The following is a 21876-nucleotide window of genomic DNA, read 5'->3' as shown; positions in this document are numbered from 1 at the left end:
CGAATTAAGTACTGCAAACAAGAAGTTACATTTTCATTTTACGAAGTAAACTTATTAAACTATTGACTTAGAGTTAACTCTAACGAGTATAATATTATTTAAGGAACGGTGAATCACAACGCTCCTTAAAAATGCATACAACGATTTCAAAAAAGGAGTTAATGAAAAATGGAAAAAGCAAAAGTTTATTTTACGGATTTCCGCACGGTGGCTTTCGGAGACGGACTGCCCGCTAAACTTAAAAAATTAATCAAAACTGCTGGTATTGGACAGATTGATATGGATGGAAAGTTTGTTGCTATTAAGATGCATTTCGGAGAATTGGGAAACATTAGCTATCTTCGCCCGAATTATGCCAGGGCCGTTGCTGACGTGGTAAAGGAGCTGGGCGGAAAGCCTTTTTTGACCGATTGTAATACCATGTACCCCGGCAGCCGAAAAAATGCTCTGGAACATTTAGAATGTGCATGGGAGAATGGCTTTACGCCGCTGACAGTAGGATGCCCTGTTCTGATTGGGGATGGACTGAAGGGCACCGACGATATTGCAGTACCTGTAGCAGGAGGTGAATATGTAAAAGAAGCTAGAATTGGACGTGCCATTATGGACGCAGATGTGTTCATCAGCCTGACACATTTTAAGGGGCACGAAATGACTGGATTTGGTGGTACCATGAAAAATATCGGTATGGGATGTGGTTCTCGTGCCGGGAAAACAGAACAGCACAGCAGTGGCAAGCCGCACATCGACCAAGCACTGTGCCGGGGGTGCCGCAGATGTCAGCGGGAATGTGCCAACGGCGGTCTGGAGTTTGATGCCGTCAGCAAAAAGATGAGGGTTAATCACGAAAATTGTGTTGGCTGCGGCCGATGTCTGGGTGCGTGCAATTTCGATGCCATTGTGTTCGACAATGATGCTGCTAACGAGCTGCTGAACTGCCGTATGGCTGAGTATACCAAGGCGGTAGTAGACGGTCGTCCTAATTTTCATATTTCCCTGATTGTGGATGTGTCACCAAATTGTGACTGTCACGGAGAAAACGATGCACCTATTCTGCCTAATTTGGGTATGTTTGCGTCCTTTGATCCACTGGCGCTGGATCAAGCCTGTGCAGACGCCTGCCTGAAAGCCACACCGCTTCCAGGAAGCCAATTGTCTGATAATATGTCAAAGCCAGGTTTCGTTGACCATCATGATCACTTTATCAACTCTACACCTGAGTCCGAATGGCGTAGCTGTCTGAACCATGCGGAGAAAATTGGCTTAGGTACTCGAGACTATGATATAATCGTAATCAAATGAACTAAGTATATGGACAGCTTTTTTTCTTTACCATAATACCAGATTCTAGATTAAATAGGAGAACGGATGAAAATGCAGAAAAAAATTATGAGGATGAATTTAATGAAGAAAAAACACGAAGGGGACAACAGATTACCCTGATGCCCCTTTTTCTGCATCTTTATTTAGATTAGAGGAGGGTATGAATGGAAACGAGGACTATATTAAAGAATAAGTTTTATTTGTACATGACAGAATTTTTTGCTGGAATGTCAGTAATGGCGGTGGAACTTGGAGCGAGCAGACTTTTAGCACCATATTTTAGCTCTTCACAAATTGTGTGGACAATTATTATCGGAACTATCATGATTGCAATGGCATTGGGTAATATCTGGGGTGGTAGAAGTGCAGATAAAGATCCTAATCCGGATAAATTGTATATGAGGATGATTATAGCTGCTATATGGATTGCAGCTATACCGCTTCTGGGAAAGTATATAATTTTAGCTGTATCTGCAGCACTTGTTTTAACGATAAGTAATAACTTTTTAATTTTAGCAGTCTTCTTAGCATGTATGATAATTTTTGTATTTCCGCTCTTCCTGCTGGGGACAGTTACACCTTCTCTGGTGAAATATACGGTAAATAGTTTGAGCGACAATGGAAAGATAGTGGGTATGCTGGGTGCAATCAATACAATTGGAAGCATCATTGGTACATTTTTACCTACCTTTGTTACGATTCCCACAGTTGGAACATCCGCTACATTCTTAATATTTTCAGGGATTCTTCTGATACTTGGCATGATTTATTTTATAAATGCAAAGGTAAAGAAAGCACAATGTATTATAAGTGTTATTTTGTTCATCTTTTGCAGCGTATTTGGACATTCAGACAGTTTTGCATTTTGGGAGAAAAATCTCTTGTACGAGGGAGAATCCATTTATAATTATCTGCAGGTGAAGGATACAAATGACAGTGTAATTCTTTCTACCAATGTACTTTTTGGAGTTCAATCCATTATGAAAAAAAATGACAGTTTGACGGGAATGTATTATGATTACGCACTTGCAGCACCTGTTATGTCCGGAATTGATAAGAAAAAAAATGCAAAGATTTTAGTGCTTGGCATGGGAACAGGCACTTATGCAAAACAGTGTCAAAAATATTTTCCTAATGCTTCTGTTGAAGGCGTGGAAATAGATCAGAAAATAACCGATTTAGCCAGTAAATATTTTAAGCTCCCAAACACTATAAAAGTAAATACTTATGATGGACGGGCATACTTGAATTCTGAAAATAAGAAATATGATGTGATTATGGTAGATGCGTATCAGGATATAACCATACCTTTTCAGATGTCCTCCAAAGAATTTTTTACTACTGTTAAAAATCATTTGGCAAAAGATGGTATCATGGTTGTAAATATGAATATGCATACTGAAAAAAAAGGAAATATTACACAGCAATTATCAGACACCATAGCAAATGTTTTTAATAGGGTATATACAGTGAATGTAGATGACTCAACCAACAGAGAAATATTTGCAACCCAGAATATTGAAGCAGCTGAAACCTTTGAGCAGAATACTAGAGAATTAAGAAACAATGAATTAAAGACATTGATGTATAATATTGCAGATAATATGAACATATATGTAAAAGGAAACTATCTTCTGACTGATGACAAGGCACCAGTGGAACTTTTGGGAATGAGGGCAATCGATGAATTAATTCAGGATGAACTAAGTTATTGCAAAAAAATATTTAAAGAAAAAGGTATAAATGGATTAATAAAAAGTTTATAAAGGTTAAATGAAAAGGAATTAGCAGTAGGGGTTATTCTTGTAAGGTGCTGACCAAGCGGTACTGCTGTCTGAAGAAGAAGTGCGAAGCACTTTTGGCTGGAAAGGAGATGGAAAAGGGCATTGAACTTGGTAAAAAATATATAGAGAAGTATAGTTCAAGTTATTTTCTGAAATTCATGATAGGATTTTTGTACAATATGTATTCCTGGAGAAGTAAAAACAAGGCAGCGGCAGATAAATATGAATTATATGATTTGAATATATATTGAAAATTGCAGGGAAAATGCAATTGTTGCAATAGGAGGCCCACTGTTTGGAGGCATACTTGGATTTGATTACTATTCAATTTATTATTTTACAGGAGATGTTATATTTTTGGTGTTGGGCTTTACTTCCATAGTATTGAACTTGACAAATTTAATTCCCGTAAAACCCATTAACGGCGGCCATATAGCTGAGGCAATATCTCCAATTATATGTTATATAGGTCTGCCATTTATATTGTATTTACTTATATCCATAAACAGTTTGAAAGGCAAAATTTCATTGTTTATTGTTCTTGAAATGGGGATTTATGAAATATATAATTTTACCAGAAAATATAAAAATAATTCCTATTTCAAACTGGATAAAAGCAGCAGAATAGAATTCATAGTAATTTATGGTATAATGCTAGTGTCATTGGCAGTTAGCGGTATATATCTTTATACATTATTTGATTTTAATGAATTGTTTCAAAGCATTCTTCGATATAAATAATTATTGAAGGCAAATGGTTTATAGTCATGTGTTTAATAAATTTTTAACATCATCTTCTTTTTCAAACAACAGACATCCACCCTCATGTTCTCCAATCAGCATTTGGTTATTCTTAAGTTTTTTGAATAATGGCGATTTTAAAGCGTTTCTCAGAGTGGATTCTTTCAAATTTACATCTGAATAGGGTGAGAGCGGGCATGGTTCTGCACTGCCATTGGCATTTATGTGAAAAAATCCTCTCCCGGCCGCCAGACATCCGCCCATGTATTTCTCATCACCGGGAAATGATAAAAATACCATGTTTTCAAATGTTTGTCTTAATTCTTCCAGCTTTTTTCCCAGCAGGAGGCGTTCTCTTTCTGTAGGTGCAAGCTTTTCAGTGGATTTGATTACCGGAGTATATTCTACAAATATCAGTACTCTTGTTCCCTTATTATAAAGATGCTGTATAAATTCTTTATTTGTGACAGTTTTTATGTTTTTAACTGTTACAGTTATAGAACACCCAAACAAAATTTTTCTTTTATTTAAATTATTCGCTGCAGTTATTATTGAATTGTAGGTGTTTTTCCCACGCCTGGAGTCAGTTTGATACTCAGTGCCTTCAATACTTATCATTGGCACCAGATTTCTATTTTTATCAAATAAATTTATATAATCTTCATCAAACATGGTTCCATTTGTAAAAATAGGAAAAACTATTTCTTTAACAGAAGAAGCTTTTTCAATAATACCTCTTCTCATCATGGGTTCTCCACCTAAGAACAATATAGATGAGATTCCAAGTTCTCTCGCTTCATTAAATATATGTTCCCATCTTTCTTCTGACATTTCATTGTACTTTAAGTTATCTCCACAGGAGTTGTTGGCCCTTGCATAACATCCCTTGCAGTATAAATTGCAATTTGAGCAAATACTTGCCATTAAAAATGGAGGAATATGTTCTCCTTCACTTTCAAGCATATTTCTTCTATCCTTTGCAGCTGTTACCGACAGCATATATTTTATTAAAAATTGAGTTTCTTTTGGATTTTTTATAGATGATTTCAAAATATTTTTTACTATAGATTCAATGCCCTTATTCATATAATCAGATAAATTCAATGTTTTTTTCATTATTGACCTCCAAAATTTTTTATTTAATCAATAGATTCAGTTCCATATTGATGAGTGCATCCCTTTCTTTTTTATTCATGATATCAATTTTACTAAAAGATTTAAATTCATCTGATCTATAAAATGCCAGCTGCATGAATGAAATTAATTGATATGAAATAACTCTGAATTCTTTATCACTTTTGTTTTCTTTAAAACAACCCTTGACTAAAGGAAGTATTTCCATAGTTTGAATGAATTTTTCCTTTAATAAGATATAAGGAATTATTTGTTTTGTATATTTTTCATAATCGACGATAATATCACTAATGTTAATCAAGAAATTTCTAAGCTTGTCTTTTGGTGAACCGCTGCTGTTTACTATATTTTGAAAATATATATCTGCGGTGTTCCCTATTAATTTATTTATTGAAATATTTACCAGTTCATCTTTGGAATTAAAATAGTAATTTATTGTTGATAAATTCACATTGGCTCTTTTTGTTATTTTTCTTGAAGTTATTTCTGAAATATCAGTACATTCTTGCAATAATTCTACTACTGTTTTTATCAATAGTTCTTTTGTATTATTTGACTTGTTCAACTTGATGCCTCACTTTCAAACATGTTTAATACATGTCTTATTATGACTTAATTGTAATGATATATCAATATGTCATTTGAATGATTAAGAAAAAAGTAGTTTAACTATAAAATAAACTACAATGTATGGATGGTATAAATAATTTAAGACTTGGTATTTTTGTAATAGGATTTATAGTTTTAATAGAAATGTATATTTTAAGAAAACCTTTTATATTTAATTTTATAGTTTTAATTATGATCAGTTTGTTATTTTATCTAGCTTATTTGCAAACAAATATGAAAACTAAAATAATGTATTCTGCTGCATTGGCTGAAGTAAATCAAGCTTCAATAAAACGATTAAATGGAAAATGGAAGGATTTTGAAGACGTTGGCAAGGACTTTATAGATAAGAATCACAATTATTCGTATGATCTTGATATTTTTGGCAAAGGTTCTCTATTTCAATTGATAAATACAGCTCATACTTATACTGGAAGATAGAAATTAAAAAAATTGCTAATAGAAAAGCCTAAAGATAAGCAAAGTATATATGACAGACAGTCTGCAGTTATAGAGCTTGCACATAAAATCTATTTTAGAAAGCGTTTTGAAGCAGAAGGAAAAATAATTTATTTGGTTCCTTCTTATGTTCCTGTCAGCTTAATTTTAGTTCAGTGCATTATTCTAAAAATAAATAAAAAAGACAGGATTAAAAATTTAGTTATTGCCGAAAGATATAATTCTGACATAAATATGTTGTATTCCATTTTGAATCCAATACTCATGATAGAATATTATTGGAATATTTCTGTTGAGGAATGGAAAATAAAGTCGGGAGACAATTTTCAGGAATGGATTGATGTAATAGGGGAATTAGAGGCCTTATGTAGTATTGCAGTTATTAAATACGATAATCCACATTGGGGTATGCCCGGGATTGTAGCTGGATCATCGAAAATTACAGCAAAAAATATGGAACATCCTGTCTTGGAAGAAAAAAGCGTGTATATAATGACTTTAATATAGGAGAAGCTTATTCGATTATGCTTGTAATAGGGTCTAATATGTCTGGAAAGAGCACATTTTTGAGAACTGTAGGAATTAATATTGTGTTGGCATATGCCGGGGCTCCTGTATGTGCCGAGGGATTTTTCTGTACTATTATGGATCTTTACAGCTGTATGAGGATAAATGATAACCTGGAACAAAATATATATTCTTTTTACGCAGAGATATTGAGAATTAAGAATATTGTTGAAGCCTCAAAAAAAGGAATTTCAGATACGAGAAATGCTATATATTTAATGAAATTAGCTGGTATTGAAGTAGAAAAAAATTGAAAACCTTGAAACGCTTTTACGAGAGTTGAGTCTTATATATGGGAGGTGTAAAATGGCAGACTTTGAAGAAATATATGCAGAAAACTTTTTTGATGTATAAATACGTGCTAGCCCTGTGTCGTAATGGGGATATTGCTGAAGAAGTTATACAGGAAACTTTTTTCAAAGCCATGCGGCATATAGATAAGTTTAATGGTAGCTGTAAATTATACGTATGGCTTTGTCAGATTGCTAAAAACACTTACTTCTCGCTTTCCAAAAAACGAAATCAGGTGTCTCTGGAAATAGATACAGATTTTACATATACACCATCAGATTTAGAAAGAGATTATCTTGATAAAGATGCGGCAAGACGATTGCACGTTTTGATCCATAATCTAAATGAGCCATACAAAGAGGTTTTTATTTTACGGGTGTTTGGAGAAATGTCATTTCTCCTAATCGGTGAGTTATTCGGGAAAACCGACAACTGGGTGGGGGTGAAATTTATGGATCGGTTGGTAAAAACGGATCTGGTAAAACAACCCTGTATCGTGTTTGAAGATAAAAAAGATAATTTCTATTCTATTGTTAGATAAAAACTAGTTGACACAAGTATGAAGCAATGTTACTATAAACGTGAATGAATATAAAATTTAATTCATTCATAGCAAAGTAAGGAGGTTTACCTGTGAATGATAAAAAAATGGATTTAGATAAGGCTGCATATGAAGTGTTTTTAGAAAATGGATATAAAAATACAAATATATCTGAAATCGCAAAGAAAGCGGGGATAGCTGTCGGTTCGTTTTATAAATATTATCAATCAAAAGAAGAAATATTTTTAGAAACGTATATAAAGGAGAATGAAAGGGTAAGGAAGCAACTGATTGATAAAGTTCATTGGAATGGAAAGCCTGTAGATGTAATTGATGAACTTTTTACCTATACTCTGGAATCTGTCTTAAACAATAAGATTCTTGCAGAATGGAATAATCCTACAATATCAGAAGTATTACACAAGTATTACTATTCGGAATTAGGAACAACTAATTACACATTTCATCAATTTTTGTTCAATATTTTTAAGGAACGTTTAAATCAAGAAGGATATGACGCAGACGTAACAAATAAAATATTAAAAGTATATGAATTCATTTATTATATTGACTGCCATATCACAGACAAAGATTTTGAGGACTATAATGAAACACTAAGGATACTTGTCAAATATTTTATAAAAGGAGTATTTTCCTAAAAATATGTATTCAGGGAGGGAATTTGAATGGTTCCCTTTAATTTAACCCAATCTATGAATGAATTATAATTTTAATTCATTCATAGATTATATAGATAGTGTTATTGCAAAAAATATGGTGTATGGAGGAGAATATAATGAACAGAAAAGGAGAATTCAGGATGAACGGTCTCACAATTTTGGGAATATGTTTAATCGTAGTATCCATATTTTCAATTGTTTATGGGGCAACGTTATATCCATTTAATTTTTTGAACTCTAATTTTATGAGTTTTGTTGTTGGAGGGGTACTCTCTATTACGATTGGAATGTGTATCATCTCTGGAATGCCAAATGAGTCCAAACTAGTTGCTGTTTGGATTTCAGCATTGAGTTTAATGGTGTATGTATACGGATTTGAAATGGAGTTAATTCTTACGTTGATGAGCTTTGTTCCTATTGTTGGATTAGCCTTATGGATTACCACTAAGTTATTTAAATAAAGGAGATTAGTCATGAGAAAAGTAAAAGTGTGCAAGCATTGTTCTAATTTTGATGTAAATGAAATAAAGGCATATGCAGAGGAGGCGTGTTATGTTAAAAATAATTTTAATAAATACTATAACATTGTTGCGGATTCCTCTTTCTGTTACATTTTGTGCCATATTATTTTCGGATAATTATAAAATTACATTGGGTAGTATATTATTTGCAATTATTGCAATGACAGATTTTTTTGATGGGAAGATGGCTCGTAAGTTTAAAGCCCAGACCAAATTGGGAGCAGTTTTTGATGTAGTATCTGATTTTTTCTTTATTATTACTACAAGTTGTTCGTTGTATTTTCAAGGGTTATTTCCCTTTGGAATGTTGGTAATTATTATACTTAAATTTCTGGAATTTTGGATTACATCTTTTCTTTCAGCAAGCAACGAAAAAAACGAAAAGGTTTTTATATTTGATACAATAGGGCGGGCTGTGGCAATATCATTTTATTTGTTGCCAATGATAATATTGATATTTCAAGTTTTACTTTCTAATGGTCAGCTTAGAGTTGTTACTACTACCATTTATATAGTAATTACTACGTTTGCGTTTATCTCGTCCCTACTTAGAATTTTAATGAAAAGAATAAAAACAGAAAGCCACTGAATGTTCTACAATTAGAAGCAGTCTTGTTGATAAGATACATAAACAACACCCCTTATCATGAGTAAGCGTAAGGAAGATTAACGACTGCTTGTTTCTTGATGACGAACAAACGCCAATTTATCTAGATGAACGGTACAATCTACTTGTTGAAAAATTGAAAGGGAAATTAGGTGAGACAGATGAATGCCATAAATATAGAAAGTCTTAAAAAATCCTATGATGGAAAGGTCAATGCTTTAAGCAGTGTAAGCCTGAGCATACCAAAAGGTGAGATATTCGGCTTTCTCGGTCCCAATGGCTCGGGGAAAACCACCACAGTTAGAATCCTAAATGGGATTCTTTCAGCATCATCAGGACATGCTGAAATTCTGGGGATACCTGTAGGGAAAAATAATATCGAGATTCATAGATTGTGTGGAGTTATGACAGAAAGCGCTTCCTGCTATGAAAATCTTACTGCCAGACAGAATCTGATGTTCTTTGGAAAAATGCATGAGATGGAAGAAAAACTTCTTGATGAACGGGTGGACTTTATATTAAAAAGACTGGAGCTGTCAGATGTAAAAAACAAAAAGGTGAAATCTTTCAGTACAGGAATGAGAAAGAGGGTTTCACTGGCTGTAGCATTAGTTCACAATCCTCAGATTTTATTTNTGGAGCTGTCAGATGTAAAAAACAAAAAGGTGAAATCTTTCAGTACAGGAATGAGAAAGAGGGTTTCACTGGCTGTAGCATTAGTTCACAATCCTCAGATTTTATTTCTTGACGAACCTACTTCTGGTTTGGATCCGGAAAATGCACTGAATGTTACAAGACTCATAAAAGAACTTGCAGAGGAAAATCAGGTTACAATATTTCTCTGCACACATCAGTTAAAATATGCTGAGGATATTTGTACGCTATACGGCTTTATAAATAATGGATATGTCCTTGGTCTGGGTACATTCGAGGAGCTTGCCTCAAGGAAAAATGCAGCTCTTCAATTGAAGATAAGAGGAAAGAATATTCTGAAAAGATTTGGATTCATTTATGAAGGCAATGGAACATACAGCAAGTCTATTTCGGGAGACAAAGATGCGAATACTCTAATACAAAATATACTGGCAGGCGGCGGGGAAATCTATGAGGCAATACAGCAGAAATGGTCTCTGGAACAGCTGTACTTTAAATATATCAAGGGTATATATGATGATATAACACTATAAGTTTGAGGTGACTTGAAAAATGATTAATAAAAGTGAAAAAGCGTTGATATATAAAGATGTAAATGAAATAACAAGTTCAAAACGGGTTATTGTTCCCATGGCTATTGTGCCCATTGTCCTGATTGTAATTATACCTCTGGCAGTACTTGTAGGTGCGAATTTCATTGGAAATGATTCAAGTACGTTTACAAAAATGGCTCCTCTTTTAAAAAAGCTGCCTTCAGAATATAATGCATATACCCCTGCCCAGCTTTTAATAAAAGTATCGCTGAACTTTATGTTTCCGTCATATTTTCTTATAATTCCAATAATGTGTTCAGGAGTTATCGGAGCCAGCAGTTTTGTGGGAGAAAAGGAACACAATACCATGGAATCTCTGCTTTATACCCCGATATCTATGGAACAGCTGCTAAGGGCCAAGATTTTAGGTGTCTTTATACCATCTTATATAATTACCTTTATTTCATTTATAATCTTCGGCATTATATTTGACATTGGCGGTTTCATATATTTTGGAAAACTTATTTTCCCGGATATAAAATGGCTCATAATCATATTTTGGATTGCACCTGCAGTCAATTTATTATCGCTGACATTTACTGTTATGGTATCTGCAAAATCAGAAACTTTTCAGGAAGCACAGCAGGTAAGCGGATTTCTTCTCATTCCAGTAATTCTTTTACTGGTGGGCCAGATGACAGGCGTACTTTTACTCAGCAAGTCTGTAATGCTTATAGGAGGCACCATTCTGCTGATACTTGATTATATATTGATAAAGAGAATTTCCTCCAGGTTTATTCCTGAAAAGCTGATTTGAATGTTTCAAGCCGATTTAAAATACTGAATTTCAAATCAAATTGTATTACTGTGCCCAACCAGGCAGAAGTAGTTTCTTGTTTACAATCTTCTTTTGTATAAATTAAGGTTGTACAAGAAAACAAAGATAATTCTCTTATAGTAGAGGAGCAAAAAAAGACAGGATTTACGTTGGTGACTGGTATATAATATAGAAAAGCTCAGAAGAAGGAGTTGATCTTGGATGAATTATAATGTCTGTATTAGAAAATCCATTGAATATATAAATGATAATTTGGATAAAAAAACAGGGCTTGAAGATATTGCAGGGAAAGTGTTTCTGTCGAAGTTTCATTTTCATAGAATCTTTCATGCTGTTACAGGGGAATTCGTAGCCGAATATATAAGAAAAAGAAGACTTGAAGAAGCTGCAAAGGATCTTGTAAATACGGATAGCAAAATTGTGGATATAGCATTGAAATATCAATTTAGTTCACAGGAAGCTTTTACAAAAGCGTTTAAAAAGCTTTATGGAACACCTCCCAGAAAATTCAGGAAAAATCCAGACAATGGTATTGCTTTTATGGCAGCATAAATACAGTAAAGTGGTGGTTTGATGAGATATGTGCCAGTTGTTGTTGACCATACAAATTCAGGACAGCGTTCTTATGATATATATTCCAGACTTCTAAAGGACAGGATAGTGATGTTGAATGACGATGTGACGGATGCAACGGCAAGTGTCATTGTGGCAAAGCTTTTGTATCTTGAATCCGTTTTCCAAAACCCGTTATTGCATGATTAGATAAAAAACATAGGCACTATCGGCATTGTAAAAATAGGATACAGTGATGACAGTGCCTGTATTTTATTCAAGTATATATATCTTTATTATCTTCTATGATCCAATCCTTAAAATACTGAAGTAGATTAATAACATATATGAAATCAGCATAATTGGCAGCATTAGAAAAGATACTATTCACTGAATCCTCATTATTTACCGCTGGCACCATAATTTGTTAATACTCTAGCACTGGGATCATCTACGTCACAGCCTTCCCACTCTTTGTTCGGCATCCAAAAGTCTACTATCATTTCTGCTTGTCCTGGATAGTATTTTTCAAAAATTTCCCTGTATAACAAGGATTCTTTTGTGAATGGTTTAACGTGATATTCATAGTTCCTGCATAGTTTTTCAAAGTCTTCATCAGAATAATATGTTTCTGCATATTCTTTTAAATAATCTACCATGGAATGCCCTACAGCATCACTAAATGCTGCTTTTTCGCGATATAAAATATCATGCGGCAGATAATCGCCTTCAAATGCGTGTCTCAAAAGATACTTACCCTTGTTGTATTTGTTCAATTTCTTTTCAGGGTCGATGGCCATGACGTATTTTACAAAATCCAAATCTCCGAATGGTACCCTTGCTTCTATAGAATTTGAGCTGATACAACGGTCTGCACGAAGTACATCATACATATAAAGCTCTCGGATTCTCTTTTGCGATTCCTTTTGAAATTCTTCTGCATTTGGAGCAAAATCAGTATATTTATAACCAAATAATTCATCAGAAATTTCACCGGTCAGAAGCACTCTGACATCAGAAATCTCGTGTATCTTCTTGCAAAGCAAATACATTCCCATACTTGCCCTTATCGTGGTAATATCGTATGTTCCAAGAATTTTGACAACCTCATCAAGTGATTCAATCACTTCCTCTTTTGTCATATAAACAACGGTATGATCACTGTGAATGTAATCTGCAACTTCCTGTGCATATTTTAAGTCAATTGCATCTTCAGTCATACCTATGGCAAATGTTTTAATTGGTTTTTCAGGATTCATTTTTTGGGCAACTGCACATACCAATGAACTGTCTAGACCGCCACTTAACAAGAAACCTACAGGAGCATCGGCATCCATACGTTTTTCTATAGCAGCTACCAATTTATCATGAATTTTATTGCAAATAACTTCTAAGTCATCCTTGCAATATTCACCTTCTGTTGCTGCAATATCACAATAGCATGTAAATTTACCGTCAGCATAATAATGTCCTGGTGGAAATGGCATAATCTTGTCTGTAAGACCAATTAAATTTTTCGCTTCACTTGCAAATATGATTTTACCTGACTTAGAATAACCATAGAATAGAGGACGAATTCCAATTGGATCTCGTGCTGCAATGTAACTGTTCTTTTTCCCATCGTAGATAATAGTTGCGAATTCTGCATCTAATTTTGAAAACATATCTAGTCCATATTCATAATACATGGGAAGTAATATTTCACAATCACTATCAGAAATAAATTTGTGTCCCTTTTTTATTAGTTCCCTTTTGATTTTACGAAAACCGTAAATTTCGCCATTACAGATAGCTGCATCCATCTTCCTTGTGAATGGCTGCATTCCGCTAAAGCTTAAATCCATAATAGAAAGTCTTTGAAACCCCAAAATACCAGATGGCAAAGTAAGAATCTCCATCATATCTGGCCCTCTCGACTCGGTTCTCTGCAATGCTTTTGCAAATTTTTCATATTTCATGTCTGTTCCCGTATAGCACATAATTGTACACATATTAATAGTCCTCCTTAGATATAAAAACAGCGTCAACTCGTCTTAATAATAGGACGAATTAACGCTTATCCGTGGTGCCACCTAATTTACCATATCATATTGGTCTCTTTCCAGCTACTACTGGTATCCAAATAACGCATGGAATACGACGCCCCTACTTTATCTGAAACTGTCTTAAACCTTTGGTTTAAAGTACAGTTCACAAACATTTCAGTTTGCAACTCCGGAGTGTTATTCAAAAAAAATCTGCCACCGGGTTCACACTATCCCCAGCTCACTGTCGGTGAAATATTTTTTTACTTGTCTCCATTATCGCTTTTATTTGATGAGTTTAATTTTAAACTGTGTATATTTTTTTGTCAACACCTTTTACTCTAATACGACAAAATTATGTATTTAAGTAATTGTGGATAACCACGATAAATTAATTAGAAATACAGAAAATAAAAGCAGGATGCGGCAAACATCCTGTAGTATACAATATATTTCAAAAAAATATATTGATACGTTAGTTACCTGTATTTTCAGTTGTTCCACCTGTATTTCCAGTTGATCCACCAGTTGATGAATTTGAATTTGTATTTCCAGTTGATCCACCAGTTGATGAATTTGAATTTGTATTTCCAGTTGTTTCACCAGTTGATGATTTTGAATCTGTATTTCCGGTGGTTCCACCAGTTGATGATTTTGAATCTGTATTTCCAGTTGCTCCACTAGTTGATGAATTTGAACCTGTATTTCCAGTTGATTCTCCAGTTGATGATTTTGAATCTGTATTTCCAGTGGTTCCATCTGTTGATGATTTTGAATCTGTATTTCCGGTGGTTCCATCTGTTGATGTATTTGTATCTGTATTTTTATTCGTTCCACCTGTTGATCCTGTTGTATCAGTGGATTGTTTGTGAACGGTAGTTTTTACAGCGGGAGTTATTGTATTAGTAGATTTCCCTTTTAAATAAGATTTCCCTAAAACTCCAACAATCATAACTAAAATAATTGATACAATAATTATCATCGCACGTTTATTTTTGCTAGATTTCTTATTTTTATGGATAATTTCTCTACTTTCCTTATTTGTTGTTTTTTCAGCGCCTGATGCCTTATTTATAACCTTTGTAAGATCATCTTTTTTATTGGGAACTGTTGCTTCGTTTTTTTTCATTATTTTCGATATTGCCTGATTTATATTTTTAGGTATATTAAACAATAAGGATAGGATTCCATTTTGTTCTATAGAGTTTATCCTCTTAAAATTTTCAGGTGATCTAATTATAATAACAGGCTTGCTAGGTACCGCATATTGATTTTCTACATATAATGTAACTGAAAATTTATCACCATTACTTAAAAAAGGTATATAGACATCTAAAATATTATCTTTTATTGAAGAATCAAATTTTAAACCTTTTGTTATCTTGGCATCTGTAATTTTTAAGTTATTTTGCGAGCTTTGTATATTTAGATTTAACTCATGAATTATTTTATTCGATACGTTGCTAACAGTAATAATATATGCAAAAATTCTTTTGTTATTTATTGCCATAGGTATACCATTTCCTATAGTACATAATATTCTAGGTGCTAAATTTTTATAATAATCTAACAGTAACCCAGATATAAATGATATTACTATAGTTATAATTGCAGTTTTGATAATATTTATCATATTAATTTTCGCTTCCTTATTCTCTCTGATTGTGTAACTAAATTATAAAGTAGATAAATATTTGTGTCAAACTTAAAAATTAAGTATAATGGACTAAAAAATTCAGAATCAAAGCACCCATTAATGTAAAGCATTGGCAAAATGGGTATATGAGAATAACATGTATCTTGAATGAATCATTCATTTGGTACTGTAAAAAATAGGATACAGATGTTGATAATGCCTGTTTTTATTCAAGTCTATATATTGTCTTTAGTATTTCTAATGATTTTTAGCTTTCAGATAATATAACAGTTCTTTTAGTGAAAGCCCGGTAGGTAAATAGTAAGACATTGTATAAGATGATATAATCACTTATAAGTTAATGCATAATAGTAATAAAATGTGAAGTAATATAGTTTATTAGGTAGGTGTGTTTGTGTGAAAATTATAAAGCCGGGGAAAAATAATATTAGAAAGACTCTTGAGTTAGTGTGGACAGTATTTCAAGAATTTGAAGCACCAGATTATTCAAAGCAAGGTATTGAGGAGTTCAGAAAATTTGTATCATACAATTCTATCATTGAAAAATTTGATAAAGGAGAAATATGCTTTTGGGAATGTATAGATAATGATAATTTAACAGGGGTAATTGCAACAAGAGGAATTAATCATATATGTATGCTGTTTGTAAATAAGGAGTACCATAGGCAAGGTATAGCAAGAAGTTTATTTGAAACAGTTGAAAAGGTATGTGAAAGTAAGAATAATATTACCAAGATTACAGTAAATTCTTCTCCGTATGCAGTAGAAGTTTACCATCGTCTTGGTTTTTTTGATACAGACAAAGAGCAAACTGTAGATGGTATTAGATTTACCCCTATGGTATATTTATTAAAGTAAAAAAGCAATATTTGTAATTGAAGCTAAGACAGAATTAATTTAATAATTTGTATGCAGGCTGATTTATCTATAGGAAAAAGTGGAATACTAAAAGGCAGAAATGCCTTTTTAACTTCAAAATAATTATTTAGGAACAAGTGGCATAAAAATATCATCAACGATCTCTTTAATTGTCTTATCAGATATTGGCTTATGAGTAGTAAAAAGTTCATACCGTAACAAGTCCATAGGCAATGAAATAACTCTGGGACTAATTTTTTCAAGGTTGATTTCACCGCGCATTTCAGCATTCTTTAGAATCAAAATCATGGCTTTTGTCGTTTTACATTCATTTCTTGGATGCATTATTTGAGGAATTGAAGAGATAAAATTTTTACCATTATTGTTAATGGAGCTATGCTGGTACTTCCACTATACTATCAGCAAGTACGCGGAAAAAGTGTTTTATTTACCGGATTTTTATTGATTCCACAGGGAGTTGGTATGTTATTGACAAGAAGTTGGATTGGAAGACTAATTGACAGTATTGGTTCACGTATAATTGTTGTAACAAGTCTTGTCATCACAATTGCTGGCACGATTCCATTTGCTTTTGCAGACGCTAATACCAACCAAATTTTGCTGGCAGTGGCACTTGTCATACGAGGAGCAGGACTTGGCGGATTATTTATTCCAATTATGGCTTCTGCGTATATAGAGGGCTAAATAGAGAACAAATACCTCAGGCCAGCATTGCAACAAGAATTTTTCAAACTATAGGTGGAGCATTTGGATCGGCAGTACTTGTAACAATCATTGAACATCAGTTGTCTGCTAACTCAGTATTAAGTGCTCAAGCAGTGGCAAGTGCATATGATGTTGCATTTTGGTGGTCCATTGGATTTATGGTGATTTCTATTATACCAGCATTATTACTGTCAATGAACAAAGATAGATTAGTTGGATAGTCTACAATAAAATTTGCGGAACGCATTCAAAAGCTTCCCGAATCGAAAGTTTTCTATAAAAACCAATATCGCTTGTTAAATTTACTTGATAAATAAATACCCCTGGGCAAAATTTATTGTTGTACTGGCATCACGATATGGCAAATATAAGATACCCGGGATTTTTTATTTGAGAATAAATTATAATGTTCTATAAAATCATGAAAAATCATATTCCTTTTATAGAAGATATAAATAATTGAAAGTCTGATGAGAGGTATGATATGATTAGTAAGTTTTTTTACAGATTGATTAATTGTTATGATGAAGTAAAAAAGAAGTATTTTCCACAAGTATCAGGAACATTTATTCAACCGGATATGGTGATGAACTGGAACGATTTAAAATGGCAGAGAGAGCTTTTCTATTTAAAAGAAGTCAAAATGAAATATATTGTTATGAATACTTTTATTGTCCAAAATCAAAACATTAGGAGAATATATAAAACTTCAATAAAAGATGAAAGTGAGATAGGATCATACGATGTAGTAGATATGTGTCTAAGAAACTGCGAAAAAGCCGGGTTTAAAGTATTCCTGGGAATTGATTATAACAGCATGTGGTGGAAAATAGGACCTAGAAAACCAGAATGGTTATATAACCAGATGAAAAAAGGAAACCTGGTAGTACAGGAATTATATGAAAAATATCATGAAAAATATAAAAACGCTTTTTATGGGTGGTATTGGGTATATGAAGTGGATAATCTTAATTTTAAAAATCGAAGGGATTTTAAGATATTAGCCAATGCTGTTAATATAAATTTAAATTATATGGACAATAATAGTACAAGGCTCCCACTTATGATATCGCCTTTTATGAACTCAAAATATTCAATTCCACAAACTCATGCAAATAATTGGAAGCATTTTTTTAAACTGGTTAATTTAAAAAAAGGAGATATCTTCTGTCCACAGGACTCAGTTGGTGGAGGTGGTCTCGATATAACAGAGGTAAAAGATTGGTTTAATGCTCTTAATAAAGCTGTAAAGTCAAAAAAAGGGATTTTATTCTGGGCCAACGTGGAAACCTTTGATCATACTGATTGGTCTAGTGCCCCCATAAAGAGATTTATAAATCAGATGAGATTTGAGAATCCATTTGTAGATGACATGATAACTTTTGCCTATAGCCATTATTATAGTCCAAACAATATAAATAGCGGTTTTCATAGAGCATATAAAAGATATTTGTATCAACATGAAATTTATAATAAAAAACCTGATGTACCTCAATGGATTAAAATTAATAAAGTGAATAATAAAACTTTGATTCAATGGGAAATAGCTAAAAATGCGGCAGGGTATAAATTATATTGTAATGGAAAAGAAATATATTCTCCTTCAGTTCAGAGAAAGTATGGTGGAAATAAAGAACAATCATTAGGAGAATTTATATGCAGGAATAGTTCAAAAAAATCCAAGTATGAAATAGAAACTGTTGATTTTTGGGGAAATGTATCAAGAAAAATCACAGTTAAAAAAAATGGCGATGTTAGCTCATAAGTTCTGTATGCCAGGGAAGTTACAATTTATACTGCGCTTACAGCAGTAATTTACATCTATAAATTAATTATGTATAAATATAACATTAATATAGGAAAGGTATATAAAAATTGTGGCAAAGTCTTAAAACTAGTGCCACAATTTCAATTAATATTTTGTGCCTAAATTATTGACATGGATTTATTTGTTCTTGCTATCGTAGTATTGTCTTGTTTTCGATCTGATAATTCGGATACTGGATTTGGATGTGATTCTGAACGATAATCTTCATCTTTCTGCTTCTGATGTTGATGGATTACCACATGACTAGCTACTGCGGAAACGTCATGGTTTACTTTGTTTTGATAATAGAAGAATTTATGATCTGAAGGAAGATCATGAACATTTTTGAAATCTTCTTTATCCGCGGTCAGTTCAATTTGATTTGCAAGAACGTTTCGTACATAGTCCCTAGTGTCATGAAATTTAAGCAATTCTGGAAAAGCACCAGGAACAACCTGCTCCCACTGTTTGTTTTCATATTTGGCGAGAAGATCGGATGCTTTGTGTAAATGAGATATTTCCTGCTGTAGATGCATCTCCCAAATGGATTTTACATTCATATCCACTTCATCCTGATAGAAGGAATAATAAAGATAGCATTCCATATATTCATGCAGCAATAAACTTTCCAGCCATGTGCAGTTCGGGTCAATAAGTGATCCGTATTGGCTTACATGCTGTTCTTCTATCATAGCAATTTCCATATAAAGCTGGCGTCCTACATCGTTGTAGTATGTATTGCCTAGGTTCATGTAAAAATTCATTGTCTGCTGTTCTCCTGCCGTAATTATCATGGTACTTAACTTTGTACGGATATCTGCCATTTTAAAATCAACAAATCGCTTGGCTTCCTCTTCCGGATAACGGTGTTCTGCAATGGTTGGACGTCCCGGAGTAATATCCACATATTTTTTTACCAATTGCTGTGAAGGAATGTTTTCATCTAAATCCAATAGATTTGAATAACGGTAAAGATGATCGAAATCCTCTAGCAATGCAAAATCAAGTGCCTGTTTCACATAAGAATTAGGTTCATTTTGTGCTAGCCAGGCGGTCAGGTCCACAGCAACATGCTCGTATCCGATAGTTGTTTCAAGCTGTGTTTCATCAATGGGTTTGAGCCAGTTAATGTGCTTTTGCTGCTGCTGTTCAACTCGGCGCAACATCGCCAATTCTCGGCGCAGGTCATTGTTGTTGCAATGACGATGAAATTGATGAGAGAAAAGAGCTGCTTCCACTTCAATTCCATTCATCAAAATGATACGAACTCTTGTATAGGGATCAACATTTTGTTTTGAATATGACTTTGGATACATGGTTTTCCAGTCCATGATACCATCTTCTAGGGGTATGGGCTTTTGGTCAAACGGATTAAACATTATTATCACTCCTTTTTTCTCTATTATGCTCATTAGGTTATCTAAATATGTATAAGTCTTTATTCTTTAAACATATGGAATTTGAAATAAGATTCACTGATCCTAAAACAGGAGATTTATACCAATATGGAAAAAATAAAAAAATTCTATTATTAAATTGGTTTTTTGTGATATTATTATAATAAGGGTATTTTATATTTTAAGGAGGAATTTTTAATGGAATTGCAACCTGAGCCCGCGTCACACCATAATATAAGGGTGACAGGAAAGGGAAACTGCTAAATTATGATTACTTTAATAAATATTATTGTCATATGTTTGCTTGTATTCATGAATGCTTTTTTTGTTGCTACAGAATTTTCCATTGTAAAGGTTAGGAAGTCTAGAATAGAAACATTAGTGCTTGATGGAAATAAAAGTGCAAAATTTACTTTAAAGATAATACAGGATTTGAACTCATATTTATCTGCATGTCAGCTGGGAATAACTTTGGCATCTTTAGGTTTGGGGTGGGTGGGAGAACCTGCAGTTTCAGACATGATGATGCCGCTATTTAATTTGCTCCATGTTCCTGAAACTGTTATACACTCAGTCTGTTTTGTAATTGGATTTGCAATTATAACTGCCGTTCATATTGTGTTGGGGGAGCTTGCACCTAAATCATTGGCAATTGTGAGTACAGAAAAAATAGCCATGTATACGGCGCTTCCTCTTATTATATTTTATAAAGCAACTTACCCAGTAATGTGGACTTTTAATCACAGTACAGATCTTGTTTTAAAAATATTTGGAATTTCACAAGTTAATGAAAATGATGATGCTTATACAGATGAAGAAATAAAACTACTGCTTGAAGAAAGCTACAGACATGGGCTCATAGATAAAACGGAGCTGACTTTTGTGGATAATATATTTGATTTTTCTGATAAAACTGTAAAGAATATAATGATACCACGTACTGACATGTCCTGTATTTATGTAGATGACTCTTTTGAAGAAATTGTAGCTTTTGCGTTGGAACATCAACATACAAGATATCCAATATGCATGAACAGTAAAGATAATATTATTGGGTTCGTGCACATTAAAGATTTATACAAGCAAAAAATTGAAGGCAAAATAGAAAGTATAAAAAATATTATCCGTCAAGTTAAGTTTATTCCAAGATGGATTTCCATAAGTGAGCTGCTTAAAGTGTTCAAGAAAGAAAAAACTCAGATGGCAATAATTATAGACGAATATGGAGGAACTCTTGGACTTGTGACTGTTCAAGATATTTTGGAGGAAATTGTTGGTGAGATCCAGGATGAGTTTCATGAAGAAAGCAGTGAAATAAGTAAGACTGAAGATGGAAATTATATTTTAGATGGTAAAATTCTTCTTGAGGATGTAAATGATCTGCTTAAAATTAGTATTGAAAGTGAAAATATTGATACTTTAGGTGGATGGATTTATTCACAGCTGCTTTCATATCCACATGTTAATGATAAAATAACTTATGAAAACTATGAATTTATTGTGCTACAGTGTGATAGAAAGAGAATAAGCAAGGTATTGGTTATGATTGCTAAAACTTAGCTGGTTGCCAAGG

General features: G+C 33.2%; 21 protein-coding genes, 3 pseudogenes and 1 other annotated feature. Of the genes and pseudogenes, 18 read left to right on the top strand and 6 right to left on the bottom strand.

The genetic code is table 11. From position 1 onward, the window contains the following. The first annotated feature begins 168 nt into the window (after positions 1-168). From AB8U03_RS14000 to AB8U03_RS13985, 4 genes are all read left to right on the top strand, one after another. Positions 169-1302 carry a DUF362 domain-containing protein gene (locus AB8U03_RS14000; protein WP_369705172.1) on the top strand — a complete coding sequence of 378 codons (1134 nt, stop codon included), beginning with the start codon at positions 169-171 and terminating at the stop codon, positions 1300-1302. Between the two features lie 185 nt (positions 1303-1487). Continuing rightward, entirely contained in the window at positions 1488-3089 is a 1602-nt protein-coding gene (locus AB8U03_RS13995; protein WP_369705171.1) for a spermidine synthase, read from the top strand. Positions 3090-3133: 44 nt separating this feature from the next. After that, positions 3134-3358: a hypothetical protein gene (locus AB8U03_RS13990; protein ID WP_369705170.1), complete on the top strand. Its 225-nt coding sequence runs from the start codon at positions 3134-3136 to the stop codon at positions 3356-3358. 106 nt (positions 3359-3464) lie between these two features. Next, positions 3465-3848, top strand: coding sequence for a zinc metalloprotease (locus AB8U03_RS13985; RefSeq protein ID WP_369705169.1), 384 nt, complete (start codon positions 3465-3467; stop codon positions 3846-3848). A gap of 24 nt (positions 3849-3872) precedes the next feature. On the opposite strand, the gene AB8U03_RS13980 is transcribed toward AB8U03_RS13985, so the two are convergent. Together AB8U03_RS13980 and AB8U03_RS13975 are read right to left on the bottom strand one after the other, a co-directional pair. Then, on the bottom strand, positions 3873-4964 hold the full coding sequence (locus tag AB8U03_RS13980) for a radical SAM protein (protein WP_369705168.1): 1092 nt from the start codon (positions 4962-4964) through the stop codon (positions 3873-3875). Between the two features lie 19 nt (positions 4965-4983). Further along, positions 4984-5547, bottom strand: a complete 564-nt coding sequence (locus AB8U03_RS13975) for a TetR/AcrR family transcriptional regulator (protein ID WP_369705167.1) — start codon at positions 5545-5547, stop codon at positions 4984-4986. A 125-nt stretch (positions 5548-5672) separates the two neighbouring features. Between AB8U03_RS13975 and AB8U03_RS13970 the strand changes: the two genes are divergently transcribed. From AB8U03_RS13970 to AB8U03_RS13920, 10 genes and pseudogenes are all read left to right on the top strand, one after another. Continuing rightward, on the top strand, positions 5673-6032 hold the full coding sequence (locus tag AB8U03_RS13970; RefSeq protein ID WP_369705166.1) for a hypothetical protein: 360 nt from the start codon (positions 5673-5675) through the stop codon (positions 6030-6032). Positions 6033-6488: 456 nt separating this feature from the next. Continuing rightward, positions 6489-6799 (top strand): annotated as a pseudogene (locus tag AB8U03_RS13960) (MutS-related protein); the annotation flags it as partial. A gap of 124 nt (positions 6800-6923) precedes the next feature. Next, positions 6924-7449, top strand: a pseudogene (locus AB8U03_RS13955) (RNA polymerase sigma factor). Between the two features lie 92 nt (positions 7450-7541). Further along, the gene (locus AB8U03_RS13950) at positions 7542-8108 is read left to right on the top strand and encodes a TetR/AcrR family transcriptional regulator (RefSeq protein WP_369705163.1); all 567 of its coding nucleotides are present in this window, start codon (positions 7542-7544) and stop codon (positions 8106-8108) included. A 137-nt stretch (positions 8109-8245) separates the two neighbouring features. Further along, on the top strand, positions 8246-8590 hold the full coding sequence (locus AB8U03_RS13945) for a hypothetical protein (RefSeq protein WP_369705162.1): 345 nt from the start codon (positions 8246-8248) through the stop codon (positions 8588-8590). Positions 8591-8681: 91 nt separating this feature from the next. Continuing rightward, on the top strand, positions 8682-9239 hold the full coding sequence (locus AB8U03_RS13940) for a CDP-alcohol phosphatidyltransferase family protein (protein ID WP_369705161.1): 558 nt from the start codon (positions 8682-8684) through the stop codon (positions 9237-9239). Positions 9240-9418: 179 nt separating this feature from the next. After that, positions 9419-10444: an ABC transporter ATP-binding protein gene (locus AB8U03_RS13935; protein ID WP_369705180.1), complete on the top strand. Its 1026-nt coding sequence runs from the start codon at positions 9419-9421 to the stop codon at positions 10442-10444. Positions 10445-10466: 22 nt separating this feature from the next. Continuing rightward, entirely contained in the window at positions 10467-11261 is a 795-nt protein-coding gene (locus AB8U03_RS13930; RefSeq protein ID WP_369705179.1) for an ABC transporter permease subunit, read from the top strand. A gap of 222 nt (positions 11262-11483) precedes the next feature. After that, a complete protein-coding gene (locus AB8U03_RS13925) occupies positions 11484-11834 on the top strand; it encodes a helix-turn-helix transcriptional regulator (protein WP_369705160.1) in 351 nt (116 codons plus the stop codon). Positions 11835-11855: 21 nt separating this feature from the next. Next, positions 11856-12029, top strand: a pseudogene (locus AB8U03_RS13920) (ATP-dependent Clp protease proteolytic subunit); the annotation flags it as partial. Positions 12030-12235: 206 nt separating this feature from the next. Here the strand turns inward: AB8U03_RS13920 and asnB are convergent. Both asnB and AB8U03_RS13910 read right to left on the bottom strand, forming a co-directional pair. Next, positions 12236-13825 carry an asparagine synthase B gene (gene asnB, locus AB8U03_RS13915; RefSeq protein ID WP_369705159.1) on the bottom strand — a complete coding sequence of 530 codons (1590 nt, stop codon included), beginning with the start codon at positions 13823-13825 and terminating at the stop codon, positions 12236-12238. A gap of 46 nt (positions 13826-13871) precedes the next feature. After that, positions 13872-14147: a binding site (T-box leader), on the bottom strand. Between the two features lie 186 nt (positions 14148-14333). Next, positions 14334-15491: a hypothetical protein gene (locus tag AB8U03_RS13910; protein WP_369705158.1), complete on the bottom strand. Its 1158-nt coding sequence runs from the start codon at positions 15489-15491 to the stop codon at positions 14334-14336. Between the two features lie 420 nt (positions 15492-15911). On the opposite strand from AB8U03_RS13910, the gene AB8U03_RS13905 reads away from it, so the two are divergent. Together AB8U03_RS13905 and AB8U03_RS13900 are read left to right on the top strand one after the other, a co-directional pair. Then, the gene (locus AB8U03_RS13905) at positions 15912-16373 is read left to right on the top strand and encodes a GNAT family N-acetyltransferase (RefSeq protein ID WP_369705157.1); all 462 of its coding nucleotides are present in this window, start codon (positions 15912-15914) and stop codon (positions 16371-16373) included. A gap of 396 nt (positions 16374-16769) precedes the next feature. Further along, entirely contained in the window at positions 16770-17078 is a 309-nt protein-coding gene (locus AB8U03_RS13900; RefSeq protein ID WP_369705156.1) for an MFS transporter, read from the top strand. Between the two features lie 127 nt (positions 17079-17205). Here AB8U03_RS13900 and AB8U03_RS13895 read toward each other — a convergent pair whose 3' ends face one another. After that, entirely contained in the window at positions 17206-17346 is a 141-nt protein-coding gene (locus AB8U03_RS13895) for a hypothetical protein (RefSeq protein ID WP_369705155.1), read from the bottom strand. A gap of 237 nt (positions 17347-17583) precedes the next feature. Here AB8U03_RS13895 and AB8U03_RS13890 point away from each other — a divergent pair, with 237 nt between their 5' ends. After that, complete coding sequence (locus AB8U03_RS13890) at positions 17584-18864, top strand: DUF4434 domain-containing protein (RefSeq protein WP_369705154.1); 1281 nt, start codon at positions 17584-17586, stop codon at positions 18862-18864. 161 nt (positions 18865-19025) lie between these two features. Here the strand turns inward: AB8U03_RS13890 and AB8U03_RS13885 are convergent, their stop codons facing one another. Continuing rightward, on the bottom strand, positions 19026-20285 hold the full coding sequence (locus tag AB8U03_RS13885; protein ID WP_369705153.1) for a hypothetical protein: 1260 nt from the start codon (positions 20283-20285) through the stop codon (positions 19026-19028). Positions 20286-20570: 285 nt separating this feature from the next. Between AB8U03_RS13885 and AB8U03_RS13880 the strand changes: the two genes are divergently transcribed. Beyond that, complete coding sequence (locus AB8U03_RS13880; protein WP_369705152.1) at positions 20571-21863, top strand: hemolysin family protein; 1293 nt, start codon at positions 20571-20573, stop codon at positions 21861-21863. The last annotated feature ends 13 nt before the right edge of the window (positions 21864-21876 follow it).

The sequence above is a fragment of the Clostridium moutaii genome (genome assembly GCF_041205085.1).
Taxonomy (GTDB): domain Bacteria; phylum Bacillota; class Clostridia; order Clostridiales; family Clostridiaceae; genus Clostridium_B; species Clostridium_B moutaii.
The sequence above is the reverse complement of the archived record's forward strand: the minus strand, read 5'-3'. Positions and strand labels throughout refer to the sequence as shown.

What these genes read in the sequence shown, in the direction of transcription:
- AB8U03_RS14000 (WP_369705172.1), top strand. Translation starts at nt 169, where the DNA reads ATGGAAAAAGCAAAAGTTTATTTTACGGATTTCCGCACGGTGGCTTTC.
- AB8U03_RS13995 (WP_369705171.1), top strand. Translation starts at nt 1,488, where the DNA reads ATGGAAACGAGGACTATATTAAAGAATAAGTTTTATTTGTACATGACA.
- AB8U03_RS13980 (WP_369705168.1), bottom strand. Translation starts at nt 4,964, where the DNA reads ATGAAAAAAACATTGAATTTATCTGATTATATGAATAAGGGCATTGAA.
- AB8U03_RS13970 (WP_369705166.1), top strand. Translation starts at nt 5,673, where the DNA reads ATGGATGGTATAAATAATTTAAGACTTGGTATTTTTGTAATAGGATTT.
- AB8U03_RS13945 (WP_369705162.1), top strand. Translation starts at nt 8,246, where the DNA reads ATGAACAGAAAAGGAGAATTCAGGATGAACGGTCTCACAATTTTGGGA.
- AB8U03_RS13940 (WP_369705161.1), top strand. Translation starts at nt 8,682, where the DNA reads ATGTTAAAAATAATTTTAATAAATACTATAACATTGTTGCGGATTCCT.
- AB8U03_RS13925 (WP_369705160.1), top strand. Translation starts at nt 11,484, where the DNA reads ATGAATTATAATGTCTGTATTAGAAAATCCATTGAATATATAAATGAT.
- asnB (WP_369705159.1), bottom strand. Translation starts at nt 13,825, where the DNA reads ATGTGTACAATTATGTGCTATACGGGAACAGACATGAAATATGAAAAA.
- AB8U03_RS13910 (WP_369705158.1), bottom strand. Translation starts at nt 15,491, where the DNA reads ATGATAAATATTATCAAAACTGCAATTATAACTATAGTAATATCATTT.
- AB8U03_RS13900 (WP_369705156.1), top strand. Translation starts at nt 16,770, where the DNA reads ATGCTGGTACTTCCACTATACTATCAGCAAGTACGCGGAAAAAGTGTT.
- AB8U03_RS13895 (WP_369705155.1), bottom strand. Translation starts at nt 17,346, where the DNA reads ATGCGTTCCGCAAATTTTATTGTAGACTATCCAACTAATCTATCTTTG.
- AB8U03_RS13890 (WP_369705154.1), top strand. Translation starts at nt 17,584, where the DNA reads ATGATTAGTAAGTTTTTTTACAGATTGATTAATTGTTATGATGAAGTA.
- AB8U03_RS13885 (WP_369705153.1), bottom strand. Translation starts at nt 20,285, where the DNA reads ATGTTTAATCCGTTTGACCAAAAGCCCATACCCCTAGAAGATGGTATC.
- AB8U03_RS13880 (WP_369705152.1), top strand. Translation starts at nt 20,571, where the DNA reads ATGATTACTTTAATAAATATTATTGTCATATGTTTGCTTGTATTCATG.